Raw genomic sequence first — 25,317 nt, 5'->3', positions numbered from 1 at the left:
ACAAAAAAAGAGACTGATGGGCAAGACAAAAGAAGAAAAACCCCTGCTATTGCAGCTAGATATGCAAGAAATCAATAAGATTTTGCAGGCCTTGGGCCAGCGGCCATTTAATGAAGTATATGAGTTGATTGGAAAGATTCATGAGCAGGCCAATGCCCAAATGCATGCAGAGAGCCCCCCGCAGCAACTAGACAAATAGGAGACAAGCACACACTACCGCAAGATATTTTAGAACGGAACAGAACCCCAAGGGCAGAGCCCTATTTAGATTGATAAGACCTATGGCGCAGAAACCAATTCAGATTTTCCGCGAAACCCCGCCGCACAAGAGTATGGACTTCTTCTTTTTGAAGGAGGAGGGCTTGCAGATGGTGCAAGAACTATCGGGTAAAGTTTGGACCGATTACAACACCCATGATCCTGGGGTGACCATTTTGGAACAGCTTTGTTATGCTTTGGCCGATTTGGGCTTTCGCACGGATTTTAGCATTCAGGATTTATTGAATGCTAGAGGGAAGGGCCGTCGGCAGGCTTTGAACAACACCTTTTATGATGCCTCGGAGATATTGCCGACAAATCCGGTAACCATAGAGGACTATCGCCGCTTGATTATTGATCGGGTGAATGGCGTGAAGAATGCTTGGGTGGAGCCTGTGCGGGATCATTTGCAAGGCATTAAGGGCTTGTATCGAATTTTGTTGCAGGTGAGTGATAGTGCTCGTCAGCCGCAGCGTTTGCAAGAGATTAAGCGAGAGGTGTATGCTTTATTTGCTGCGCATCGCAACCTTTGTGAAGATTTGGAGGCCATTGAGGTCTTGGATGTAGATAAGATTATTATTTATACCGATTTGGACATTAGTTCGGATGTGGTGGCAGAAGAAGTATTGGCTGAAATTCTCTTCAAGTTGGAGGAGCATCTCACGCCTTCTATTCAGTACCATACCATTGATGAACTTTTGGAAGAGGGCTATGCCATTGAAGAGATTTTTGATGGGCCCGTGCCGGTGCATGGTATCATTAAGAAAGAGGACCTCAGAGCGATGAAGCGGGAGGTTTATATTTCTAAGATTATTGAAATCATCTCGGATATTGAGGGCGTTCGCCGCATCAATTATTTTCGGGTAGAAAAAGATGGTTTTCCCGTAGAGGGCGATGTGATTCGGATTGCGGAAAAGACCTATCCTGTTTTGGATATGGACACTATTGATGCGCGTTGGAAAACCGATGCTTATCCGATCCGTTTTCAGCGGGGGAGTTTGAACTATGATTTGGACCTCAACACGGCTAGTCAGTTGTTGTACTCGCTTTATGCTCGGTATAAGAAGGGCTATCAGATGAAGATGCTCTATAATGAGAAGGATTATCCCTCGGTATTGAAGGAAGATGATATTAAGCGTTACTACTCGGTACAAAATACTTTTCCGGCCACCTATGGTTTGAGTCCATTTGGTTTGCCCAATAGTGTGCGTCCTACACGGGAGCGTTTGGGCATGATTAAGCAGCTCAGAGGGTATTTATCCTTTTTTGAGCAGCTGATGGCCAACTACTTGGCCCAATTGGGCAATGTGAAGAAATTCTTTTCATTGGATAGCGATTTGGACCGTAGTTATTTCTCTCAGTTGCCAGAGAACATGCCCGAGATGCAATACATCTTGAAGGGCAAGGACAATGAGGCTCGCTTGAAAAAGCTAGAAGAAACGGTAGAGGAATTTGACCCTTTTGTGGAGCGCCGCAACCGTTTACTGGACCATTTACTGGCTCGTTTTGGCGAGCGTTTTACCACCGACTTTTTATTGAAAGTAAGCCAGTATGTGGGCTATGATATGTCGGAAGGGGAGGCCAAGAGCCCAGAGCATGAGCTAGTCAATGCCAAATTGGAGTTTTTGCGCAACTATGTCGACATTAGTCGAAACCGTAGCCGTGGATTCAACTACATGGCCCTTTATAATGTCATTTATGAGCAAGAGCTAGAGTGGGCCGAGCTATTTGAGCCGCTCATTAAGCAATATAAAGAAGAGGTAGAAAGAGATTTGATTCGCCAGCAGTACAAGCAATTGCGGGAGAATTACAGCCTTCGTCAGCATCAGAGAGATGCCTTTTCTATGGCCCTCAATTACCGTGATCCGGAGGATGTGGCCAAGGAGCAGACGAAAAAAATGCTGAAGGACCTGGATTTGCCCGAAACCTTGACTGAAGCCATTGCCGAAACCAACATCAAGTTTACCAAAAAGATGTTGGAGCTTTTAGAAACGGAGGTGGCAGGTCTAGAACGTCGGGTTTGTTTGTTGCTTAATCTCAATCAGGGAGGTAATGAATCTTTGGTCCGCATCTTTAATGAAGATGCGCATATAGAAGGAGTGGATAATTTTCACGACCTCATTCAGCTAGAGTCGCCTATGTTGCCTGAGGGTTACATAGATTTAGATGCAGAGCTAGAGCGTTTGGAGAAAATTGAGAAGGGAGAAGATCCTGGTCCCGCTCCTGAGCGTTTGCCAGAAACCCTAGACTACCGTTCTAAGTTTATCTTTAGAGGGCAGGATTTGGACGAGCTCATGCAAGACCTTTTGGCCAATGGTATATTTAGCTATAACTATTTGGCCCTTTTGGAAGAGCGTGATGGGGAGGAAATCTATAGTGTTTACTATAAGGGGAATCCCGATTTGGGTTGCGTGAAGATTAGAGAATATAGCAGTATTTTGGCTGCTCAGGTAGAGTTGGAAAAGCTGATTAAGTTTTTTGCCCGCATTAACCACCAAACGGAGGGAATGCATGTGGTAGAGCATATTTTGCTTCGTCCGCAGGCCCAAGATCGCCACGCTTTCCGTCTAGTTAATGACCAAGATCGTCCTTTGCTAGAAAGCTATGAGTTTGGTGCTTTTGAAGAGCAACGCAACCTCAGTAACCAACTAGATTTATTGGCCAGCAAAAAGGACAACTTCATTATTGAAACCCTAGAGGATGGCGAAAGCTATCAAGTGGTGTTGCAGGAGTATGATCGTAAGATTGCCCGCTGTCCAGAAATCTTTTATACTCGAGAAGGAGCCAAAGAACAAATTGACGATATTGTGGCCTATGTCTATAGCTTTAAATCAGGAGCTATTCCTTTGCAAAGCAATATTCAGTTCTTTTTGGAGGAACGCCCCAATCTAGACGTTCGCCATGACTTCTACTCTCTGGATATGAGTATCATTTTGCCCTCTTGGCCCTCTCGTTTCCAAAATGAAGATTTCCAGGATCTTATGCATGCGGTCTTTAGCATCAATGCTCCGGCGCATATCAATATCAACTTCTATTATTTGGACATTAACGAGATGAAGGCTTTTGAGGAGAAATACTTTGCTTGGCTAGAAGAGCGCAATGCTGTAGAGGCCCAGCAGCCCGAACTAGACAATATGGCCATGGAGGTGGTCGCTTATCTCCAAAAACTAGAGCAAAATTAAGTCTAAGTGAAATACCTAATTTTTAGTTTTGCCTAAATGGCCTAGAAAACTAATTACTCTCTCCCTTAAATTTGCAATAGAGCAAAAGGAAATACTTGCTCTAACTTCAATTAAGTTTGGGGTAAATCATGGGGATTACAGAGCAGCTACTTTGGGGAAAGTAGCTGCTCATTTTTTTGTGCCTAGCCCTCTGCTCCAAGCAGTAGAAAGGAGCGAAGCGACTTGGCTTAGGGATGGATAGCAGTGGCCCGAAGGGCCAGACCAAAGCGCGAAGCGCTGCAGGGCCGAGCAAGCCTGCGAGCTGCGACACAGCCCGACCCAAGGCCGAAGGCCGCAGGGGAAGCCCCAAAATATGCCTACTTTCAATAACAGATGAAAAAAGTTGTATCTTTGAGGCAACCATAGGCCCAAAGGGCTGTTAAAAGAGAGAATCTGGAAACAAAAAGCTATGAATGTAAGCGATTTATTGCATAGAGCCCTGCAACTAGAAGAGCTCAGTATTGAGGAGGGTGTTTTTTTGCTCGAAGAGGCAAGCACCGCCGAGTTGATGTATGTGGGCAACCGCCTGCGCCAACATCATGTCCCTAATGATGTGGTGACTTGGATTATCGACCGCAACTCGAACACCACCAACGTCTGTATTGCCAACTGTAAGTTCTGTAATTTCTTCCGCCGCCCTGGCCATGAGGAGTCATATATTACCTCTATAGACACTTACAAGCGCAAAATTGATGAGTTGATGGAGTATGGCGGCCAGCAGTTGCTTTTGCAAGGTGGACACCATCCCGATTTGGGCATTGATTACTATTGTGATCTGTTTAAGGAGCTCAAATCGCTTTATCCTACGCTCAAATTGCATGCTTTGGGCCCACCCGAAATCGCGCATATCGCCAAAATTGATCAGCTTTCGCATACAGAAGTGCTCAGCCGCCTCAAAGAAGCGGGCCTAGATTCTTTGCCTGGGGCGGGTGCCGAAATTCTCAATGATCGGGTGCGTCGCCGTATTTCTCGCGGAAAATGCGGGGGCCAAGAGTGGCTAGATGTGATGCGGGCTGCGCATCAATTGCATCTGACGACCAGCGCCACCATGATGTTTGGCCATATCGAGACCAATTATGAGCGCATGGAGCATTTGGTTTGGTTGAGAGAGGTGCAAAACGAAAAACCCAAGGATGCCAAGGGCTTTTTGGCCTTTATTCCTTGGCCATTTATGGATGAAGACACCATTTTGTCTCGCCTGAAAATCAAACGCCGAGATGTGAGCGGCGATGAATATATCCGCATGATTGCCCTCAGCCGCATTATGTTGCCCAATGTGACCAATATTCAGGCCTCTTGGCTGACCGTTGGCAAACAGGTGGCCCAGGCTTGCCTACATGCTGGCGCCAACGATTTTGGAAGCATCATGATTGAGGAAAATGTGGTTTCTGCCGCTGGTGCTGCCTTCCGATTTACGGCCCAAGGGATTCAAGACGCCATCCGCGAGGCGGGTTTCCGTCCGCAATTGCGCAATCAGGAATATGAGTATTTAGAACTACCCGAAAATATTCGTCAACAAGAATTGGATAAAAATACCATGATTGTCGATTAAGAGATAAAGGCATTTGGCTTAGGCTAGATGCCTTTTTATTTGGGGCCTCCTGCCTTCGGCAGGCGCTACGTTTCGCAGCTCGCTATTCGCTCGGCCCTTCAGCCCTTTGGGCTTCGGTCTGGCCTAACGGCCACTGCTCCACATCGCTAGGCCTGCGGCGGCTTCGCCGCCTGTCCACCGCAAAAATTGCTGCCCATGAAAAGTTGTATTGGCATTTTGCTCCTTTGCCTAAGTTTGTCGGCTTGTCGCTTGAGTTCTTTGGGCCGCCTGCCTATTTCGGAAAGTTCTGGTCTTTGGATCGACAGCAGCGGCAGTTTTTATACCCATAATGATGGTGGAAACTCTCCTTTGCTCTATGAATTGGACCAAAAAGGGCGTTTGCAGCGCAGCATCAACATTTTAGCGCCCAATGTAGATTGGGAGGCGCTTGCTACTGATAGCGCATTTATTTACTTGGCCGATATGGGCAATAATTTAAATCAGCGCCAAGATCTTTGCATCTATTTTTTTCCAAAATCGGCTTTGGACCAAAAGGAAATTCAGCCTCAAAAAATTAGCTTTTATTATCCAGAGCAAATTGCTTTTCCCGCCGCCTCTTGGCAGCGCCACTTTGATGCCGAGGCCCTTTTTACCCAAGGCGACAGCTTATATATAGTGACCAAAAACCGCCATCGTCCGCATGATGGCTGGCATTATCTCTATGCCTTGGGCAAAGAGGCGGGGCCGCAGGCGGCCCGCCTCTGCGATAGCGTACAGCTAAAAAAGGGAGGGTTATGGCAATCGGTTACGGCCGCGGCTTATCGAGAAGAAGAGCAAAGCCTTTATTTATTAAGTATGCGGCATTTGTACCGCTTTTCTTTTGAGCGGGGCCGTTTTGGTCCATTAGAGCAGCGCATACGCCTGCCTTTGCGGCAGCAAGAGGCCCTTTGTTTTGGACCAGATGCGCAGCTGTATTTAACCACAGAGCGCTCAATTTTATCGGGGGCCAAGCTGTGGCGCTTGCGGCCTAAGGCCTTAAAGCGCTTGCAGGAATAAAAAAAAGCCCAACTTCAAATGAAGTCGGGCTTTTGCGCTCCCACCTGGGCTCGAACCAGGGACCCTCTGATTAACAGTCAGATGCTCTAACCAACTGAGCTATGGAAGCAAAATATATTGTTGTGTATGAGTAGCGCTCCCACCTGGGCTCGAACCAGGGACCCTCTGATTAACAGTCAGATGCTCTAACCAACTGAGCTATGGAAGCGTATGTTTGCTTTTAGAGGGCTGTTCCCTCTTTGCGTATGCAAATATAGGAGCCCTTTTTGGTTTTGCCAAACTTTTTGCAAAAAAAGACATAAAAAAAATGGAGTTTCTTTTGGACTAGACAAAAAAGGGGGCTAGGCTGCCGTTTTTTCGGCCTTTTTCTGTTTTTTTGTGCCCAGAAAAAAAATCAATTTTACTATGAGCTTATTGACATTGGGCACTGTTGCCTTTGATACCATTGAAACTCCTTTTGGCAAGGCAGACCGCATCATTGGTGGTGCTGGTACTTATATTGCTTGGGCGGCTTCTCATTTTCACAAAGACTTACAATTGCTATCTGTAATTGGCGAGGATTTTCCTGCAGAGGAGTTGGCTGCTTTGGAAGCCAGAGGCGTTAATTTGGATGGATTGGAGAAGCGCGAAGGCGAAAAGTCTTTCTTTTGGGCCGGTCGCTATCACATGAATATGAATGCTCGGGATACTTTGGCCACAGAGCTCAATGTATTGGAGAACTATAGCCCCAAATTGCCCGAAGGCTATAAAAACCCTGAATACCTTTTGTTGGGTAACTTTGCGCCTGCTGTACAAATGCAGGTGTTGGAGCAACTAGAAAAGCGCCCTAAATTGGTTGCTATGGATACCATGAACTTCTGGATGGATATTGCCATGGAGGAGCTCAAGGCGGTATTGAAACAGGTAGATATTTTAATTATCAATGATGAGGAAGCTCGTCAGTTGTCTGGGGAGTACTCTCTAGTAAAGGCTGCTCGTGTAATCCGTGAGATGGGCCCCAAATATTTGGTGATTAAGAAGGGAGAGCATGGCGCTTTGTTGTTCCATGGCGAATCTACTTTCTTTGTTCCTGCTTTGCCTTTGGAAGAAGTATTTGATCCTACTGGAGCTGGCGATAGCTTTGCCGGTGGCTTTATGGGCTATTTGGCTCAGGAAGATGACCACTCTTTGGAGAGCATGAAGCGTGCTTTGGTCTACGGTTCTGTAGTCGCTTCTTTCTGTGTAGAAGCTTTTGGTCCTAACCGCCTCAAAGAAATTGATGAGGCTGCTTTGGACGCTCGTAAGAAAGCTTTCCAAAACTTGATGGAAGTGAAGCTCTAGACTTTGCTCTATTACACAAGAGCCCCCAGCCAGCGCAGCTAGCTGGGGGCTCTCTTTTTTGGCCACAACAAGGCCTTTAGGCCGCAGTTCGACAACTGTAAGGAGTAACGCCCCAAAAAAACAAAAATAAATATGTCAGTACCTCAACTTTCCGCCTTATTACATGCGCCTCAATATCGCCCGAACTTATCCTCGATGATTCGGACCGCAGAGTTTTATGGCTTGAAGAAAATCTATATCTACGACCAAAACGATTTGTTGCTACCGCCAGGCAAAAGCAAATTTGCCAGAGCCGAAATGGAGAAAATGGCCAGGGTTTGGACGGCTGGCGCCATTGAGCATATCGAAGTGATTCCCGTTTTAGATGTAGCCGATTTTCTGGCCAATTATCCAGGCCGAAAAATGGCCACTTGGGTGGATCCTAGCGCCAAAATGCTGCATGAGGTCCAGTTTGAAGCCCAAGATTTGCTGATTGTGGGCAACGAAAAAACGGGTTTGCCCGAAGAGGTTGCGCCCTTGATTGACCAGAAAATTTATATTCAAGGGCATGGACAAACCTCTTGTCTGAACGTAGCTGTCAGTTTTGGCATTTTGATGCAGACGGCCAGCACTCAGCTTTTGGCATCGAAGTAAGTACGGATTTTTTGGGCCAAATTTGGTCCAACAATGGCCTCTAGTTGGCTTAAATTGGCCTTCTTGACCTCTTTGACGGAACCAAGGGCCAGGAGCAATTTCTCTTGGTTTTTTTCGCCAACGCCCGGAATTTGCCGCAGCTCATTTTGCAAAAACTGCTTAGAACGAACATCTCTGTGGAAGCTAATAGCGAAGCGGTGGGCCTCGTCTCTTGCTTGCTGAATAACCTTGAGCGTAGGCGATTTTTTAGAGAGCAAAAGCGGTACGGGATCATTGGGAAAGAAGATTTCCTCTAGCCGCTTGGCAATGCCAATAATGGCCAAACGCTCAAAAATGCCTAGGGCTTTGAGGCTTTTGACGGCCGCAGAAAGCTGTCCCTTGCCACCGTCAATTACAATCAGTTGGGGGAGGGGCTTTTTCTCTTCCAAAAGGCGTTTGTATCGGCGAAAAACGACCTCTTCCATAGAGGCAAAATCATCTGGACCCACTACCGTTTTGACATGATAATGCCGATATTCTTTTTTGGCAGGTCGCCCATTTTTAAAAACCACCATGGCCGAAACGGGCTGGTTTCCCTGCAAATTGGAGTTGTCAAAACACTCAATATGAATGGGCAAATCATCAATTTGTAGGTCTTTTTTCATGATCTCTAAGAGCTGCTCGGCTTTGCCCATTTTGTTGGCCTTGGCCAAGGCTTGTTTTTGCTTTTGGAGGATGAAATACTTGGCATTTTTCTCAGAAAGCTCTAGCAGTTTTTTCTTATCGCCAATTTTGGGGACCGTCAGTTGGATCTCGGACCAAGGCAACTGAATCTCGAAGGGGACAACAATTTCAGGGGCAATACTCTGGAATTTCTCTCGCAGTTCTCGAATCCCAAAAAGCAGCAAATCCTCCGCTTCGGTATCTAAATTCTGCTTGAGCTCCAGCATAAAGGTGTTAATAATTGCCCCCTCGACCACCTTGAGGTAGTTAATATAAGCCATCTCGCCTTTTTCATCTTGGGCTAGGGTAAAGACATCCAAATCACGAATATTGGCATTGACCACCGTCGATTTTCCCTGATAGTTTTCAAGCAAAGCCAACTGCACTTTTGTCCGCTGCGCCTGCTCAAAATTGAGCTGCTCGGCATAGCGCCCCATTTCTGATTTGAGGTATTTGCGCACCGCTCCCAACTGGCCTTTCAGCATATTTTGGACCTGCTCAATTTTGTCCATATAATTGGCCTCCGATTCAAAACCCACACAGGGCGCTTTGCAGTTTTTGATATGGTACTCAAGGCAAACTTTATGCTTGCCCGCCGCAATGCTTTCCTCCGATAAGTTGAGGGCACAACTGCGCAGTTGAAATAATTCTTTAATTAGCTCTAATAGCGTGTACATCCGCTTTTTAGAGACATAAGGGCCATAGTATTTAGAGCCATCCTGCACCACTTTTCGGCTAATCATAATCCTCGGAAAACGCTCTTTTTTGATGCAAATATAAGGGTAGGGCCGGCTGTGTTTTAGGGCCACATTATAGCGCGGCTGATGCTTTTTGATCAGCGTAGCCTCTAGCAAAAGGGCATCCTGCTCCGTCTCTACCAGCGTATAATTCAGCTTTTTTGCGGCCATGACCATCCGCTTCGTCTTACGGCGCATATCCTTGCGGCTCGTAAAATAGGAGGCAATCCGCTTCTTGAGATTTTTGGCTTTTCCAATGTACAAAATCTCCTCATCGGCCCCAATAAATCGGTAAACACCCGGATCGCTAGGCAATGTGGGCAAAAGCTTTTTATAATCCTCTTTATTCATAATAGGCTAAAAATTAGCGGCTTATTTAGCATTTTATTTTGGGGCTGCCCCGCCCTTTGGGCGGGTCGGGCTGTGTCGCAGCTCGCGGTTCGCTCGGCCCTGCAGCCGCCTTCGGCGGCTTTGGTCTGGCCCTGCGGGCCACTGCTATCCATCCCTCAGCCAGTCGCTTCGCTCCTCTGCGGCGGCTTCGCCGCCTTCTCTGGCTAAAAAGGGGGCCAATATAAGGCAGCTCCTTTAAAAAGTGTCTATATTTAGAGCAGACCAAAGATACGGATCTATGTTGAACTTAGAAGAAAAAGAAAAGAGCAGCCCCTTGGCTCGTTTTATACAATTGTTATTGGCCCTAATTGTTGTCTCGGTACTGATTTATGTGGTGATTGGTTTCCTCAAGCAGTTTGTTTGGTGGATTGTTGCCGCCTTATCTGTTGGGGTCTTATTGATCAATCGGCAGTTACTGCTTAGAGTGTATAATTATATCAAAGGCCTCTATGCCAAAAATATTTGGTTAGGAATAGGCGGAAGCTTACTAGGCCTAGCCGCTTTCAGCCCATTTTTAGGCTTTTTATACCTAAAAACCCTTTGGGATTTTGGCAGCAGCCGCTTATTGCCGTCAAAAAAAGAGAATAAACCCTTAGATATTCCTTTTTCAGATATAGAGGAAGTAAAGGAGGGGGGCAAAGATGAGCCTCCTATATTGCAATAGGACCAAAAAAAGAGAATCCAAGCTCGTCCCTTGAATCCTCTAACTTACAACATCGTCAGTATTGTAAAATTCTTAACATCAAACAGTATGCCCGAAAAAAAGGAATTATAGTATATATTGAACTTCCTTAAAGTTGAATAAATGCAGCTGTCCTTTTCGGTCTATAATTTTGAGTTGGCCATTGGGGGCTACGCCCCAAATTCGGCCTTCATGCTCCTTTTCCTGCCACTTAAATTTGGACCATTCCTTATAGCGCCAAAGTTTGCTTTCATATAAGGACCAAAGTTCTTGGCCGTGGCCTTGCCGCAGTTTGAGGTATAGACGTTCTATGGCTGCGTATAGTTGCGAAAGAATTGAATCAATGTTCAATTTTTTTTCTGTCAGTAGGGCTAATGAGCTGGGATTGGGCAATTTAGGAGAGAAATCTTTTTGAAAGACATTTAAGCCTATGCCCACCACAGACCAATCAAGGTAGCTGCCCCGCAGTTGGTTCTCTATGAGGATGCCGCCCACCTTAAAGTTGCCCACATAAATATCATTGGGCCACTTAATATAATGCGGCAGTTGAAGCTGGCAATTTGTCAGGACCTCATGCACCGCCAAGGAAATAGCCATGTTCCAAAGGAATTGTTCTTTAACAAGCAGGAACTTTGGCCGTAAAATAAGGCTTAGAGCTATATTCTGTCCTGCTTCCGATAACCAGTTGTTGCCTTTTTGGCCGCGGCCCGCCCATTGTTCATCTGCAATAATGGCAGTTCCTTCCGTTGGTAAACTTTTTGACAAGAAGTCAAGCGCATAGCGGTTGGTCGAATCTAGGCGTTTATGACGGATGGCAACCTTTCCGACAAAAAGACTGTTATCTGATTGCTTGGGCATAACATAGCTGCTTTTTTGATTTTTAGCCCTAACTTTAGGGCCTTTCACTCTCTTTGGTCTTTTAATGGGGCCACAATTTAATATAAGTCGATTTGAATAAACAAGAGCTTTCGCAAAAAGAAGAAAAAATGCCTCAATTGCAGGACCTATTGGCCGTCGCTGTAGAAGCTATGCAAGACCGCAAAGCGGTAAATATTGTCTCTTTAGACCTCTCTGGAGTAGATGAGGCCAGCACAAACATTTTCCTGATTTGTCATGGTACTTCCTCTACCCATATCAACGGTATTGCCAAAAATATAGAGAAAACCCTCTGGGAACAGCTGGGCGAACGCCCCAATCATACAGAAGGCAAACAAGGTGGCCATTGGCGCCTACTCGATTATTTTACGCTGGTGATTCACGTTTTTAATGAGGAAAAAAGAAAATTCTACAACTTAGAAGGCCTCTGGAGTGATGCCAACCGTAAGGAGTATCCAACTCTTTAGTCTAGATTCAATCTAGATTAGGCTTTAGTAAAAACCAACACAAAGGCAATCTTGTCTTTCTCATAGTTTGGGCCTATCTTTTCAATTGGTCCATTATTATACATTTTCTGATATTTTATTATGCAAAACAATCCCAATAACCAACCACAGGGAGATAAGAACAACGGCCCCAAGTTCAATTATTATTGGATTTATGGCCTTCTTGCTCTCTTGCTCATTAGTGTGAACTTGATTTGGGTGAGCCCCAAAACCAAGGACCTAAGTTGGAATGAGTTAGAGACGATTATCGCTCAAAAAGATGTTGATAAAATTATCATCGTCAATAAAAGTCAAGCAGAGGTTTATCTAACGGAAGATGCCTTGAAAAAGGAGGAGTATAGCAAGTTGCCTCGCTCTTCTTTTAATAATGATGCCCCCAATTATAGCTATACGGTGGGCGATATGGAGTATTTCCTCAAAAAATTAGATGATCTAGAGCAGAAGATTGCTCAGGATGATCCCGATTTTAGCATCAACCAGAAAAATGAAACCCGCTACGATTATATCGGCGGCTTGCTGAGCTGGATTTTGCCTTTTGCCATCCTGATTATTATCTGGATCTTTATTATGCGCCGTGTAGGTGGTGGTGGTGCTGGCCCCGGCTCTCAAATCTTTAATATTGGCCGCTCTAAAGCTACTTTGTTCGATAAGGACGGTAAAGTAAATGCTAGCTTTAAAGATGTTGCTGGCCTAGATGAGGCCAAGGAAGAAGTGATGGAGGTGGTAGACTTCCTGAAAAAGCCCAAAAAGTATACTTCTCTAGGCGGTAAAATTCCTAAAGGGGTGCTTTTGGTAGGCCCTCCGGGTACCGGTAAAACGCTTTTGGCTAAAGCCGTTGCTGGCGAGGCTGGCGTGCCTTTCTTTAGTATCTCTGGCTCCGATTTTGTCGAGATGTTTGTTGGAGTAGGAGCCTCTAGGGTTCGTGACCTCTTCCGCCAAGCCCGAGAAAAAGCCCCTTGTATCATCTTTATTGATGAGATTGATGCTATCGGTCGCGCTCGTGGACGTGGCGCTATGCAGGGCGGCAATGACGAAAGAGAGAATACGCTCAACCAGTTGTTGGTGGAAATGGATGGCTTTAGCACCGAAAAAGGCGTGATTATGATGGCGGCCACTAACCGTCCCGATATTTTGGACCAAGCGCTTTTGCGCCCCGGCCGTTTCGATCGCCAAATTTCTATCGATAAGCCTGATTTGGTGGGACGAGAGCAAATTTTTGCCGTCCACCTCAAAAATATCAAAATCTCTGGAGATGTGGATGCCAAGAATTTGGCCACTCAAACTCCCGGTTTTGCTGGTGCCGAAATTGCCAATGTCTGTAATGAAGCGGCCCTGATTGCTGCCCGCCGAGGTAAGCAATTTGTAGAAATGAATGATTTTAATGACGCTATTGATCGAGTGATTGGCGGTTTGGAGAAAAAGAACAAACTGATTTCTCCAGAAGAAAAACGAGTGATTGCTTATCATGAAGCCGGACATACGCTTTGTGGCTGGTTTTTAGAAAATGCCATGCCTTTGGTCAAGGTGACCATTGTTCCCCGCGGTATTGCGGCTCTTGGTTATGCCCAATATTTGCCCAAAGAACAACACATTACTACCGTAGAGCAGTTGCTGGACCGTATGTGTATGACGATGGGTGGCCGTGCAGCAGAGGAAATTGTCTTTGGCAAAATTTCTACTGGCGCTCAATCAGATCTCGATCATGTGACCCGTATGGCTTACTCTATGATTACGGTTTATGGAATGAATGAGCGTGTGGGTAATGTCTCTTATTATGGCATGATGCAGGAAGGCGGCGGCTTTAGTAAGCCTTATTCTGAGGCTACGGCAGACCTTATCGATCAAGAAACCCGCAAGCTGATTGACACCCAATATGAACGGGCCAAAAACTTGTTGAGAGAAAAACGCCAGGAGCTAGAGTTGTTGGCCAATGAACTGCTCAATAAGGAGGTCCTCAATAAGGATGCTGTAGAGCAATTGATTGGTAAACGCCCTTTTGATGAGCTGCCCGGCGAGGATGGCGAGGCGGTAAGCGAAAACCATGGCGTAGATACTTTGCAAGATCCTAAGCCAGAATTGGGCGAGGAGGATGCAGAAGAAAAGGAGTAGTTTTTCTCTTTTTCAGATGATATATAACATCTGGTCTCTTTTTAGGGGCCAGATGTTTTTTTTGTTTTGGGGCTGCCCCTTCCGCCGGGTTGAAACCCAGCGCAAAGCGGCATCGCTTTGCGAGCTTATACAAAATGAGGGTTAAAACCCTCATGAATTATTGGTCGGGTCGGGCCATTGCGCAGCTCGCAGGTCTGCTCGGCCCTGCAGCGGCTGCGCCGCTTTGGTCTGCCGCCTTTGGCGGCCCTGCTACAGCCCCTCAGCCGAGGCGCTGCGCGCCTTTGCGGCGGCTTTGCCGCCTGCAGGATGTATAAGCTGAGGCCCGGAGGGCCGAAGGCCATGCAGCTAGGGTTGGCCCCCAAGGCCAACCCTAGCTGCCCCCAGGCGGAGGCGGCTTTGGAGGGCCTTTTGCCTGAAATGGAATATACTGAGGGCCAAATTTAAATTCAAGCAAAGAAGAAAGTGGCCAGCCGCCTACCGCCGGCCGGGTCAAATCAGCCCGCAGGGCTGTCTAAATAAAATGCCATTTTGCAGCGGCGAAGCCGCTGCAAGGGCCTAGCGCTGTGCAGGGGTGGCCGCAGGCCAGACCAAGGAGCGAAGCGACGCAGGGCCGAGCAGCCCTGCGAGCCCCGCAACATAGCGCCGCAGCAAAGCTGCGGAGGCCCCCAAAAAAGAGAATAAAAAAAGGGAGCAACAGTAAACTGCTGCTCCCAAGCTACAAAAAAGAAAAGGGATAAAAACGCCCTTTTACACCTTCAGGTGATTCACCTCAGAGGTGAAACAGGTCCCCGAGCAATCCTCTAAAAAGAGGGCAATTTGGGGCAAAATATTTTGGGCCACTTCTTCAGAACATACCGTAAAAAGGTAGCTATTAGAGAAAATTTTGGCTCGGCAGTTATGGTCGAGCATGCCATTTTGGCCCTTTCCCGAAATATTACCGAAGACCGTATAGCCATGGGCACCAGCCTCTTCTAGCATTTCGATAAAGCGCTCCACCTGGATACTTTCGAGAATGACCTCTATTTTGACAGATTTGACGATATTCATAATTAGAGAATTTGTTGGATGATATAATAGTAGAGCGGAATGCCTACAATTACGTTGAAAGGGAAAACAATACCTAGGGCCACAGGAACCGTAAAGGCAGGATTAGATTTGGGGATAGCCAAGCGCATAGCCGCAGGAACGGCGATATAAGAAGCACTAGCAGTGAGAAGACAGAAAAGCAGCGCATTTCCTTTGCTTAGGCCAATGAGGTAGGCGATACCTATGCCCAAAGCGGCGTTAAACAAAGGCATCAGGATACTGAAAGAAAGCAAAAACCCTAGGTTTCCGCGCAAAGCTTTTAGGCGTCTGGCGGCCACAATACCATTATCGAGCAAGTAGAAACAGAGCATCCCTTTAAAGATGCTATCAAAGGGTTGGAAGTCGTGCCAGCCCTTATCTCCAGAAAGGATACCGATGAGTAGGGCCCCGACTAATAGCATAATAGAGCCATTAAAAAAGGCATCGCGGAGAATATGTCCCCAATTGGTCTTCTTTTTTGTCTTCTGCTCTTTTTTGCCATAAATATTATAGAGCAAGACTCCAATAATAATGGCGGGTGATTCCATTAGGGCCATACCCGCTACCATATATCCCTTATAGGCTACTTCTTGGCTTTCTAGAAAAGAAATTCCGGTAATAAAGGTCACGGCACTAATAGAACCAAAGGTAGCGGCAACAGCGGCTGCATCGGCGGCTCCAAAGCGAGCTTTAAGAATAAAAAAGCTATAAATAGGGACAATAGAGGCCATCAGAAAGCAGGCGCCAAGGACCGTGACCAATTCCCAAGAAAAACCACTATGATAAAGCTCGTGCCCACCATGTAGACCAATATCCATCAAAAGATAGAGGGAAAAGAGCTTGGGTAGCGGTTGCGGAATTTCGAGATCAGATTTGAGGGCTACAGCAATAAGGCCCAAAAAGAAGAAAAGAACGGGAGGCGAGAGGATATTACCTGTCACCATAGACATATCGAAAAGAAAATTCATGACTAGGAGGCTTAAGTCTAAGTATTGGACAAGGAGGGGGCTGCCCAATCTTTAGCAATAAAGAAAGGAAATAGGTTATTGGATGTACAGCTAACTGTACATCAATAGAACTGCTCATCTGTGCAATAGCGCAGATGGACTTAAGCCAAATCTAATTTAAGGGAGTGCAAGAGCAAATAGAGCTTTTGCTGCTTTTGGGCCTCGGTATTGGGCCGAAAGCGGCAAGCAGAAGGATGCGGCTTGGAAATGAAAAAACAGTGGAAAGAGGGGAGGGGAGGAGACCATCTAGAAAAGGAGGGAAGAAAGTCTTTAGACCAAAGCAAGAGCTGTTTTAATTCTTCAGCTTCTTGGCTGTCTACTTCTTCTTCATTGGCGTCTTTTTCCTCGCCATCGAAATCATATAAATGTTGCTGCCAGTCACTGCTAAACTTCTTATGAAAGCTCAACTGATGGTCTTCTTGTTGAATAGGCTGCGCAGCAAAGCCCAGTCCAGCATTAAAGAGAAATAACAACAGCAAAAGCATTCGTCCTAGGCAGGAGAATGCAGACTTTTTGGGCTGTATGTTATTTACGTTTTTCATCAGTGGAGGGGGTACTGTGATTAGGAACACAATGTAGAGGCTTCTAAAAATATCTCCCAGGAAATTACTGACTTTAACGAATGTTAATTTATTGAACAACTACTCTCCTAAATAAGGAATTATATTTTACTAAAGCAGCCAAATATCTTAACAAACCGTTATCTTAACAGATCATCAAACGCATTAAAACCAAATTATTATGCAAACATCTATGCTAAGAACGGGCCTGTTCTTTCTGCTTCTGTTGTTGGGTTTTTCCTCTCAAGAAGCTAAGGCCACGCATGCTATGGGGGCAGATTTGACTTATGTCTGTTTAGGTAATGGACAATATAAGTTTAGCCTACAATTTTATAGAGATTGTAATGGAATCAATGCCGCCAATAGCTACACCTTAGAGCTGAGCTCGCCCAATTGTGGAACAATCAGTAGTACCTTGATGCAGGCAGGAGTAGTAGAAATTACGCCCTCTTGTCCGGGTATTGTGGGAACGGCCTGTAATGGCGGCGGCGGTATTTATGGAATTGAAAAATATACTTATGAAACAGTAGTTACGCTACCCACAACTTGTACCGACTGGACCGCTAGCTGGAGCCTTTGTTGTCGCAATAATGCAATTACAACGCTCACTATGCCTGGCTCCAATATGATGTATATTGAAACGGAGTTGAATACTGCCTTGAGCAATTGTAATAACTCGCCTACCTTTTTAAATAATCCTACGCCTTTTGCCTGTGTAGGACAGTCGGTTTTTTATAATCATGGAGCAATGGATGTAGATGGCGATTCTTTGCGCTATTCACTAACGGATTGCTATGATGCCGCTAATGTCCCCGTCACTTATGATGCGGCTCAGGGTATTTCAGCAAGCTCTCCTTTGCTTACCCAAAATGGAGTAAACATTGACCCTGCGACTGGAGCGATTAGCTTTGTGCCTTCTACGGTGCAGGTGGGCGTACTCTGTGTTTTGGTCGAAGAGTTTAGAAATGGCCAAAAAATCGGAGAGATTGTCCGTGATATTCAGTTTACGGTGGTGCAATGCCAAAATCAGGCGCCCACATTGACTGGAATGAACGGTAGCCAAGTTTTTGATACGACAATCATCGTTGGTCAGCAACTTTGCTTTGAGGTCTTCTCTAATGACCCCGATTCTGGACAACATACCTTTGTTAGCTATAATGGAGCAATTCCCGCAGCGGTCTTTACCACTTCTGGCTTTCCTTTCCAAAATGGCTTGTTTTGCTGGACGCCTACAGCAGCTGATGTAGGTTTTCATAGCTTTACCCTCAATGTTCATGATGATGCCTGTCCTTTGGTGGGCCAAAACACCTATACCTATTCTATTAATGTAGTAGGCGGAACTACTGGCGGTGGCGGCAACTGTGCTGGCATAAATGTGAGCCTAGACGCTACTCAAGATTTGGCCTGTACAACCAACGATGGCCAAGCGATTATTAACGCAACAGGCGGCAGCGCTCCTTATCAGTATTCTGTGATTAACTGGACCACTGGAGAGCTTTTCCAAAATAATTCTGGCGTTTTTGTCAATCTTACTGCTGGCCAATATGGCATTTGGGTAGAAGATGTAAATGGTTGTGAACCCAATTGCTCTAGCCTCTCTTTTGAAATTGATGGCCAAGTTCAACCCCTAAATGCTCAAGTTGATGTAGAAAATCAACTTTGTGCGACTGCCGGAAATGGCGGAAGTATCCATATCATGGCTAGTGGTGGAACAGCTCCCTATATCTATTCTATTGGAGGCAATTTCTCTACAAGTCCACAGTTTGACCAATTGGCAGCGGGCAATTACCAAGTGGTGGTGCTAGATGCCAACGGCTGTTCTTATGTGGAACCTGTAGAAGTTATGAGCCCAGAACCTCTAGACCTTTACTTTACAGGGCTTAGAGCGCCTAGCTGTGGCCAAAATAACGGAAGCATCAGTCTAAATGTAGATGGTGGAACGGCCCCTTATACCCTAACGTCAAATGGTCAAATGGTTGCCGTTAATGCCCCACTTACTGGATTGGCCGCAGGAACGTACCAGCTTTCTCTTACAGATGCCAATGGTTGCTCTTATGACACCACTTTTGTCTTGATGGGCACGCCTGGCTTTAGCCTTACTTCTACCGCAACAACGGTAAGCTGTGCTGGCGATTGCGACGGAACTGCTACCGTAGTGGCTACGGGTAGTGCTGGCTATAGCTATAGTTGGAGCAATGGCGCCACAACAGATCAAATCGATCAGCTTTGTGCAGGTACTTATACCGTAGAGGTGGTGGACCAAAATGGTTGTACCGAACAAACACAAGTAACCGTAGTAGAGCCCGATCCTATCAGCTTGTCTATTGTAAGTAGCCAAGAGCCTGGCTGCGATAATAATGACGGAAGCTTGCAGTTGGGCCTCAGTGGCGGAACGGCTCCTTTCCAAATTAGCTTGGCTAATTTGACTACGCAAACTGTAGTGAATAACAATAGCGGCCAGTTTACGGGCTTGGCAGCTGGTCAGTACACCTACCAACTGATTGATGCCAATGGCTGTCAGCAGGAGTGCTTGGGCAATATCCAATTGATTCAGGATTGTGATGCTGGTGGTTCTACTACCTTGCCCGACCGTGGTGGATTTACCTTTACTACGGGCAATTATCTTTTGGTGAACCCCAATCCTGCTGCAACTATGCTTCAAATGCGTTTTGCTGCGGCCTCTGAGAGCGACCTACAAGTGGAGGTGCTCAATTTGGAAGGTAAGCCTTTGTTCCAGCGTCAAGGATTGCCTACAGAAGGAAGCCTAGAGCTTAATATTCAGTCTTGGACCAATGGCCATTATGTGGTTTTGCTCCGCAATAAGGCTGGAGAGCTCATTAAGAGCCAAAAACTGGTCATCCAGCACTAATTTATTATCCCCATTGCGTTTGATGCGCTAAAAATGGTCTAGCTCTTTTAAGGGCTAGACTTTTTTCTTTTGGGGCCTCCGCAGCTTTGCTGCGGCGCTATGTTTCGGGGCTCGCAGGTCTGCTCGGCCCTGCGTCGCTTCGCTCCTTGGTCTGGCCTGCGGCCACCCCTCCACAGCGCTAGGCCCTTGCAGCGGCTTTGCCGCTGCAAAATGGCATTTTGTTCAGACAGCCCTGCGGGCTGATTTGACCCGGCCGGCGGTAGGCGGCTGGCCATTTTCTTCTCTGCTTGAATTTAAATTTGGCCCTCAATATATTCCATTTTAGGCAAAAGGCCCTCCAAAGCCGCCTCCGCCTGGGGGCAGCTAGCGTTGGCCTTGGGGGCCAACACTAGTTGCATAGCCTTCGGCCCTCCGGGCCTCAGCCCTCCATATAGCAGGCGGCAAAGCCGCCTGCCAAGGCGCGCAGCGCCTCGGCTGAGGGATGGAAAGCAGTGGCCCTTAGGCCAGACCCAGGCGGCAAAGCCGCCGCAGGGCCGAGCAGACCTGCGAGCTGCGACACAGCCCGACCCAGCCAAAGGCTGGGGCAGCCCCAAAAGAAAATCCAGAAAACATTTGGCCCTAAAACTTTGAAAGGTAGACGATTGATGGACCTTTAAGGTTTTGTTTAGAAAAGGCCCTAGAATTTTAAGGTTAATTTTGAAAAAAGCTTTAATTTGGGCTTGTACTAGCAGATTTTGGCCCACACACTATACTTTTAATTGCCAAATTTGCTTCAGAACCTTAGATGCTACGGATATATGAGAATACCCAAAAAGCTGCATTGGCAGTGGTTTGCCCTATTATTATGCCTGCTATATAGCCCCCTACAGGCCCAAAACTCCTACGACGAACGAATTGTCCTCTTTGATGAACTCGTAGAATTGGGCGCCTGGAAAAAAAAGGTGCTTTCCTACGACCTCAAACAAGGAGAGCAAATAGTTATCGATATGCAGACTATTGGGGCCCGTAAATTGGGCCGCCTCATCGTAGAACTGCCCGGTACCCAATTTAAAATGCGTATGAAAAAAGTGCGCAGCCTAGAACGAGAGTCTTTTATGGCCTCTAAAGACGGAACCCATAACTTCGTGATGAAAAATAGAGGACTATTGGGCCGGACCTTTCGGATGCAAATCTATAAATTTCCAGCCATGTCTTTCCAAGACTCTCTGGTCCTAGATGATGTCATGGTCACGACCTCTATTGATACCATGCGCACCGCCTATCCCGATACTATTCCCTATCCAGATATTACTGAAATTCAGCTGGACCTACAGCCCGCCCTCGATTATCAATCGCTAGCCGACAGCTGTATCACCGAAGCCTTACTCGATGGCGATTATCAATATGCCGTCTACTGGATCGGCATTGGCGATAAGACCCATCAAGAATACCAAAACCTAAAGGCCAACCCTAAGCTTAGCTGGATTTCCGCCGAGGTGTCTGAGCCCCTAATGGCCTACGGCCTAGGCCTAACCGAAACCCTCCCTATGGCCAACAACTCTTTGGCCCGAAACCTCCGATACGACTTTAAAGACCCCCGAGCTAATGATAATTATGTAGGAACGCAGGGCCTCAATCCGCCTCCTTTTGGCGTGATTCCCGCCTATAAAGCGGGTACCTATAAGCAGCTCAAAATGTGCTTCAGAAACCTCAATACGGTAACGGGAGTCCGGGTCTATATCAAGGTGGCCAAGTTTCAACTCAAACGAGCCGAAATCTTGGAGATTATCAAGCGAGAACGGGTACAAGAAATCTTTTTGCAGAAAAAGATTCCCGTATTCAAGGCCGAAGAAGGCTAGCTATACACCCCATTGAGAATTTGAAAAGCAGAATCAAATGCGAATTTTCATTCATATAACGGCTAAAATGCTCCTGATTAGTTGCTTGTTTTTGGCAAGCAATAGCTGGGGCCAAAGCCGTATTGCCATCCAAACCGCCAAAAAAGGCGGAGGCAACGCCCTAGAGAAAAAAGCCACTCGGGCCCTGCGCGATGAGTTTGAAAGCCGAAAAACAACGGTCAAAAATGCTTATCGGACCAAATCAGATGAGTATAAAAAGTTGCCCTCTTTCAAAAAAGAAGATTTTGAGCGGGAATATGACCCTACCTTAGAAGAACTGATTGAGGATGAAAACGCAAAACGGGAGATTGAAAACCCCAACAACAAAGAGCGTTTTATCGACCTTTTGACCCAATGGTGGATGACCCCTAGCGATGCCGACCTAGCCGCTAAACTCAAGTTTGAGCGCCAAAGAGATTCTATTAGTGCTATCGATAGCTCTGAGTTTCGAGTGCCCAAATTAGTTAAAGGAACAGCTAGCCAGTTTGTCACTGTTTTTGGCTGGCATGCACACTTTAATGGCAACGCCTATAAAACTTATGACTATGGCCTGCTTTCGGCCATTGCCTATTATGGCTACGATATTGACCCCTATACTGGAGAAGCGCTAGACTCTACCGTTATTCATGACTTTTTGGGGGGCGATGATCCCGATAATGGCATTGTGCCCACCGCTCATGCCAAAGACTGTAAGGTGCTGCTTAGTATTACGAGCCATAGCTATGATAACAATGCCTTCTTTTTGGCTCCCGAAAATGCCAAGCAAAGGCAAAATCTCATTGATAATATTGTCTACCTGATGGACACCTCTAAGGCCGATGGGGTAGAGATTAACTTTGAGAATGTGCCCGCCTTAGCCCAGATAGAGTTCATGAAGTTTGTTCGACAACTCTCTTTTACGCTAAGGGCCGTTTCGCCAGATCTAGCGGTTTGTATGAGCGTTCCAGCTGTAGATATTGAAGGGGTATTTAATCTGGGCAAAATGAAGGAACATGTCGATTTCTTTATCATTAAGGCCGTAGATTACCACAATGACCCCAAAACGGGCGAAATTATTAAGAAACCTGGGGCACCGCTTAACTTTACTGCCGCTTCTGGCGAAGAAGATATTCGCTCATCGGTAGAGCATTATATTGCCTCTATTGGTCGAGATGCGGCCAACCGACTCATTTTGGCCCTCCCTAACTATGGAACACTCTGGAAAAGTAGTAACCGTGGCTTTGATCTAGAAGGCTATGTGCCCTATAGCAAAATCCAAAATGATTTTGTGATGCGAGATAGTACGGCCGTGGGCATTGACTCTAACTACTACTCTTATGTTTGGGCCAAAGAAGATACGATCTTTAAGAAAGTAGGGGGCGCCCTACAAATTGACGATATAGAACGTACCGAACTCTACTATGATGATGTGCGTACGCTTCGCCTCAAATATCAATTTATCAATGATATGGGCTTGGCTGGCGTAGGAGTTTGGCCATTGGGCTACGATTTGGGCTATTATAATGTATGGAATACCCTCTCTTCAGAGTTTACGACCATAGAAATGCCCAAACTAGAATCTTATGAAAAGCTAGGCGCAGCCAGTAAAGCAGCCAGAAGCTGGGGGGCTACCCTTTTAGCGGTTTTGCTCTTTTGGGCCATTTTTGCCTCTGCAGGCTTTTGCATGGCCCTCTTTAATAAGCAGGTGCGTAGAGCCCTATTTGCCAATGGTCGTTTTAGAATGATCTACTTGGGCTGGTTCTCGGCACTATTGCTTATGGTGGGCTCTTATTATGGCCTATTCCGTGGTGGCGCTTCTATTTTGTTGCTCGGCCTTGTGATTGGCGGCTTCTTTACTTATGGCGTGATCTATCTGGTGGATAAGCAGCAAGCTAAAGCCCCTTAATGTAGACCCCAATTTCTTATTCAGACGATTTTATTCCTAAGACTTATGTTGATCTGGACTCATATACGGACCGTTTTTCTCCTCCTTTTCTGTTCTGCCTGGGCAACTACTGCGCTCTTGGCACAGCTAGATGGTAGTGAGCTAAACGGCACCCAAATCCTAAGACCTACAGCCGAGGACTCTTCAGAGTTGCGCTTGCAACGACTCGAAAAGCTGCGCGAGAAAGATACCATTATTGAAAATAAGGTGGTCTTGGAGCTGAGCCAAACCCGTTTCAGAACGCTAGCCCGCCATTGGTGGGGAATGCCTACGGAAACTGATCGGAAGGTAATGGCTAAGGGCCGCTACTCTCGATACGAAAAACCTTTGGGCGCTGACGAAATGTATGAGCAAGAACCTGCCGTCTATGTGCAGTCTACTCAGATTAACAGTAAACAAAATTTAGTGGTTTGGGGTTGGCATCCCGCCTGGGCTGGCGATAAGTTTCATAACTATAATTTTGGCCTGCTTACTCATGCCGCTTTTTACGCCTATAAGCTCAACCCCTTTACTGGCGGTTATGAAGATTTTGAAGCTATTGATCAGTTTAAAAATGGCGACTTTGTAAAAACAGCTCATAAAGATAGCTGTAAAGCTATGCTGACGCTTTCTTGCCATAGAGGAGAACGTAGCGAAATCTTTTTTACCTCGGCCAAGGTGGTCCAACGCAACCTAATTGATAGCCTTATTTCGGTGCTCAACTATGCAGGTGGCGATGGTGTAGAAATTAACTTTGAAGAACTCCCTATTGAGTATAAAGACGATTTTCAGGACTTTGTCCGAGAGCTTTCTTTTGCCCTAAGAGAAGAGAACCCCAATTTTACTATTGCGATGAGCTTGCCGCTACGCGATCCCGAAAAGGTCTATGACCTAGGCTTTTTGCAAAATTGGGTAGACGTTTTTATCGTCTCTGCCTATAATTTTCATCTGCGCCCCACAGGGGTAAGTAAGGTGCCCCTAACGCCCTTGCTCAAGCCAGAGGCCAAATGGAAGCGTAGCTATATGAGCTACTCAGAAAATATTAGCCTCGATTCGGTGCTCCGCACTTCTTCTGCAATTAAAAGCATTGACCTACTACATACCGATAGCTATAAGAAGCAGTTGCTCGACACCTTAAATATGTATATCCTCAGAGCTGGAATTACCAATCTGGAGTATAATACCTATGATTTGGGGACCGTTTTGGGCATTATCCGAGCGACTCAAGATTTAAGAGACAATCCTTATTTGCGCCGAGCCCTAAAAGCAACGGCCTGCCGGGCAGAGCTGGCCAAATATTATGCGGCCCGCAATCCGATCAATATGTTTTTGTTTGAGCCGGAGCAGGACACCATTCAAATTCATGAATTTGACCTTTTTTCTGGCCTAGAGGGTATTATCTCCGAATCGGATAGTCTGGAAGAGAGTCTGGAGGAAACCATTGACCGCTATGTTCAGGAAATTGGAGCCAAGCACAGTACGAGCTTGGTCCTTGGCTTGCCTTATCATGGTGCAGTTTGGGCACTAGAAGGCGATAAGGGCGTGAGCTTTGAAGGCTATATGGCCTATTCTGAAATCCGGAATCTGGCCCGGGCCAACCGCCTTAAGGTGCGCTATGATAAAATGCACAATAGTATGATTGGCGTTTTGGTAGATACTCTGGGCAACCCCTTGAAAGAAATTTACTTTGATAATTCTACGAGTTTGGGCCTAAAAATGGACCTTGCGCTAGAAAAGAAAATGGGCGGGGTGGCCGTTTGGGCTCTCAGCTATGATCATGGTTATACCGAGCTTTGGCGAACTTTAGAAGAAAAATTTGCCGCTAGAGAGATCTGGAATACTAAATTGGAGCGAATTGAACGCTATAAGGTGGCTAAGAGCAATAAAATCCATTATACGATTGCCTACCAAATTAAGAAAGCCAATGGCGTAGTCTTCTCGACCCTTTTGGCCATGCTGTTTTTTATGGCTGTGGGTTTTGCCTTCTCTTTACTAGATTGGAAGGTGTGAGATGT

At 46.2% G+C, this 25,317-nt stretch carries 18 protein-coding genes and 2 tRNA genes; 13 read left to right on the top strand and 7 right to left on the bottom strand.

The window, feature by feature from the left end; all coding sequences use genetic code 11:
• The first annotated feature begins 16 nt into the window (after positions 1-16).
• The 4 genes from OP864_RS05165 (at position 17) to OP864_RS05150 (ending at position 6,066) form a co-directional block, all read left to right on the top strand.
• A complete protein-coding gene (locus tag OP864_RS05165; protein WP_015691722.1) occupies positions 17-199 on the top strand; it encodes a hypothetical protein in 183 nt (60 codons plus the stop codon).
• An 82-nt stretch (positions 200-281) separates the two neighbouring features.
• Positions 282-3,440, top strand: coding sequence for a hypothetical protein (locus OP864_RS05160; protein WP_270100214.1), 3,159 nt, complete (start codon positions 282-284; stop codon positions 3,438-3,440).
• A gap of 448 nt (positions 3,441-3,888) precedes the next feature.
• Positions 3,889-5,031, top strand: a complete 1,143-nt coding sequence (mqnC, locus tag OP864_RS05155; protein ID WP_270100213.1) for a cyclic dehypoxanthinyl futalosine synthase — start codon at positions 3,889-3,891, stop codon at positions 5,029-5,031.
• A gap of 195 nt (positions 5,032-5,226) precedes the next feature.
• The gene (locus tag OP864_RS05150; RefSeq protein ID WP_270100212.1) at positions 5,227-6,066 is read left to right on the top strand and encodes a hypothetical protein; all 840 of its coding nucleotides are present in this window, start codon (positions 5,227-5,229) and stop codon (positions 6,064-6,066) included.
• A gap of 35 nt (positions 6,067-6,101) precedes the next feature.
• On the opposite strand, the gene OP864_RS05145 is transcribed toward OP864_RS05150, so the two are convergent.
• Positions 6,102-6,175 (bottom strand) — tRNA-Asn (locus OP864_RS05145).
• A 25-nt stretch (positions 6,176-6,200) separates the two neighbouring features.
• Positions 6,201-6,274, bottom strand: a tRNA-Asn gene (locus OP864_RS05140).
• A gap of 197 nt (positions 6,275-6,471) precedes the next feature.
• Here OP864_RS05140 and OP864_RS05135 point away from each other — a divergent pair.
• Positions 6,472-7,386: a PfkB family carbohydrate kinase gene (locus OP864_RS05135; RefSeq protein ID WP_015691715.1), complete on the top strand. Its 915-nt coding sequence runs from the start codon at positions 6,472-6,474 to the stop codon at positions 7,384-7,386.
• Positions 7,387-7,518: 132 nt separating this feature from the next.
• Positions 7,519-8,019, top strand: coding sequence for a TrmH family RNA methyltransferase (locus OP864_RS05130; RefSeq protein WP_270100211.1), 501 nt, complete (start codon positions 7,519-7,521; stop codon positions 8,017-8,019).
• Here the strand turns inward: OP864_RS05130 and uvrC are convergent.
• Positions 7,998-9,809, bottom strand: coding sequence for an excinuclease ABC subunit UvrC (gene uvrC, locus OP864_RS05125; RefSeq protein ID WP_270100210.1), 1,812 nt, complete (start codon positions 9,807-9,809; stop codon positions 7,998-8,000). The genes OP864_RS05130 and uvrC overlap by 22 nt on opposite strands.
• Positions 9,810-10,086: 277 nt before the next feature.
• On the opposite strand from uvrC, the gene OP864_RS05120 reads away from it, so the two are divergent.
• The gene (locus tag OP864_RS05120; protein ID WP_270100209.1) at positions 10,087-10,512 is read left to right on the top strand and encodes a hypothetical protein; all 426 of its coding nucleotides are present in this window, start codon (positions 10,087-10,089) and stop codon (positions 10,510-10,512) included.
• A gap of 105 nt (positions 10,513-10,617) precedes the next feature.
• Here OP864_RS05120 and OP864_RS05115 read toward each other — a convergent pair whose 3' ends face one another.
• Positions 10,618-11,388, bottom strand: coding sequence for a biotin--[acetyl-CoA-carboxylase] ligase (locus OP864_RS05115; protein ID WP_270100208.1), 771 nt, complete (start codon positions 11,386-11,388; stop codon positions 10,618-10,620).
• A 92-nt stretch (positions 11,389-11,480) separates the two neighbouring features.
• Here OP864_RS05115 and rsfS point away from each other — a divergent pair, with 92 nt between their 5' ends.
• Entirely contained in the window at positions 11,481-11,873 is a 393-nt protein-coding gene (gene rsfS / locus OP864_RS05110; protein ID WP_270100207.1) for a ribosome silencing factor, read from the top strand.
• Between the two features lie 120 nt (positions 11,874-11,993).
• A complete protein-coding gene (ftsH, locus tag OP864_RS05105) occupies positions 11,994-14,021 on the top strand; it encodes an ATP-dependent zinc metalloprotease FtsH (protein ID WP_270100206.1) in 2,028 nt (675 codons plus the stop codon).
• 747 nt (positions 14,022-14,768) lie between these two features.
• On the opposite strand, the gene OP864_RS05100 is transcribed toward ftsH, so the two are convergent.
• The 3 genes from OP864_RS05100 to OP864_RS05090 form a co-directional block, all read right to left on the bottom strand.
• Entirely contained in the window at positions 14,769-15,068 is a 300-nt protein-coding gene (locus OP864_RS05100) for a P-II family nitrogen regulator (RefSeq protein WP_270100205.1), read from the bottom strand.
• Between the two features lie 2 nt (positions 15,069-15,070).
• Positions 15,071-16,054: a sodium-dependent bicarbonate transport family permease gene (locus OP864_RS05095; protein ID WP_270100204.1), complete on the bottom strand. Its 984-nt coding sequence runs from the start codon at positions 16,052-16,054 to the stop codon at positions 15,071-15,073.
• A gap of 140 nt (positions 16,055-16,194) precedes the next feature.
• On the bottom strand, positions 16,195-16,635 hold the full coding sequence (locus OP864_RS05090) for a hypothetical protein (protein ID WP_270100203.1): 441 nt from the start codon (positions 16,633-16,635) through the stop codon (positions 16,195-16,197).
• Positions 16,636-16,834: 199 nt separating this feature from the next.
• Between OP864_RS05090 and OP864_RS05085 the strand changes: the two genes are divergently transcribed.
• The 4 genes from OP864_RS05085 to OP864_RS05070 all read left to right on the top strand — a co-directional run bounded on the left by OP864_RS05085 (position 16,835) and on the right by OP864_RS05070 (position 25,312).
• Complete coding sequence (locus OP864_RS05085) at positions 16,835-19,522, top strand: T9SS type A sorting domain-containing protein (RefSeq protein WP_270100202.1); 2,688 nt, start codon at positions 16,835-16,837, stop codon at positions 19,520-19,522.
• Between the two features lie 797 nt (positions 19,523-20,319).
• Positions 20,320-21,360, top strand: a complete 1,041-nt coding sequence (locus OP864_RS05080; RefSeq protein WP_270100201.1) for a hypothetical protein — start codon at positions 20,320-20,322, stop codon at positions 21,358-21,360.
• Between the two features lie 37 nt (positions 21,361-21,397).
• Entirely contained in the window at positions 21,398-23,284 is a 1,887-nt protein-coding gene (locus OP864_RS05075) for a glycoside hydrolase family 18 protein (protein WP_270100200.1), read from the top strand.
• Between the two features lie 45 nt (positions 23,285-23,329).
• Positions 23,330-25,312: a glycosyl hydrolase family 18 protein gene (locus tag OP864_RS05070; RefSeq protein ID WP_270100199.1), complete on the top strand. Its 1,983-nt coding sequence runs from the start codon at positions 23,330-23,332 to the stop codon at positions 25,310-25,312.
• Positions 25,313-25,317: the final 5 nt, after the last annotated feature.

The sequence above is a fragment of the Saprospira grandis genome, from assembly GCF_027594745.1.
Lineage (GTDB): Bacteria > Bacteroidota > Bacteroidia > Chitinophagales > Saprospiraceae > Saprospira > Saprospira grandis.
The sequence above is the reverse complement of the archived record's forward strand: the minus strand, read 5'-3'. Positions and strand labels throughout refer to the sequence as shown.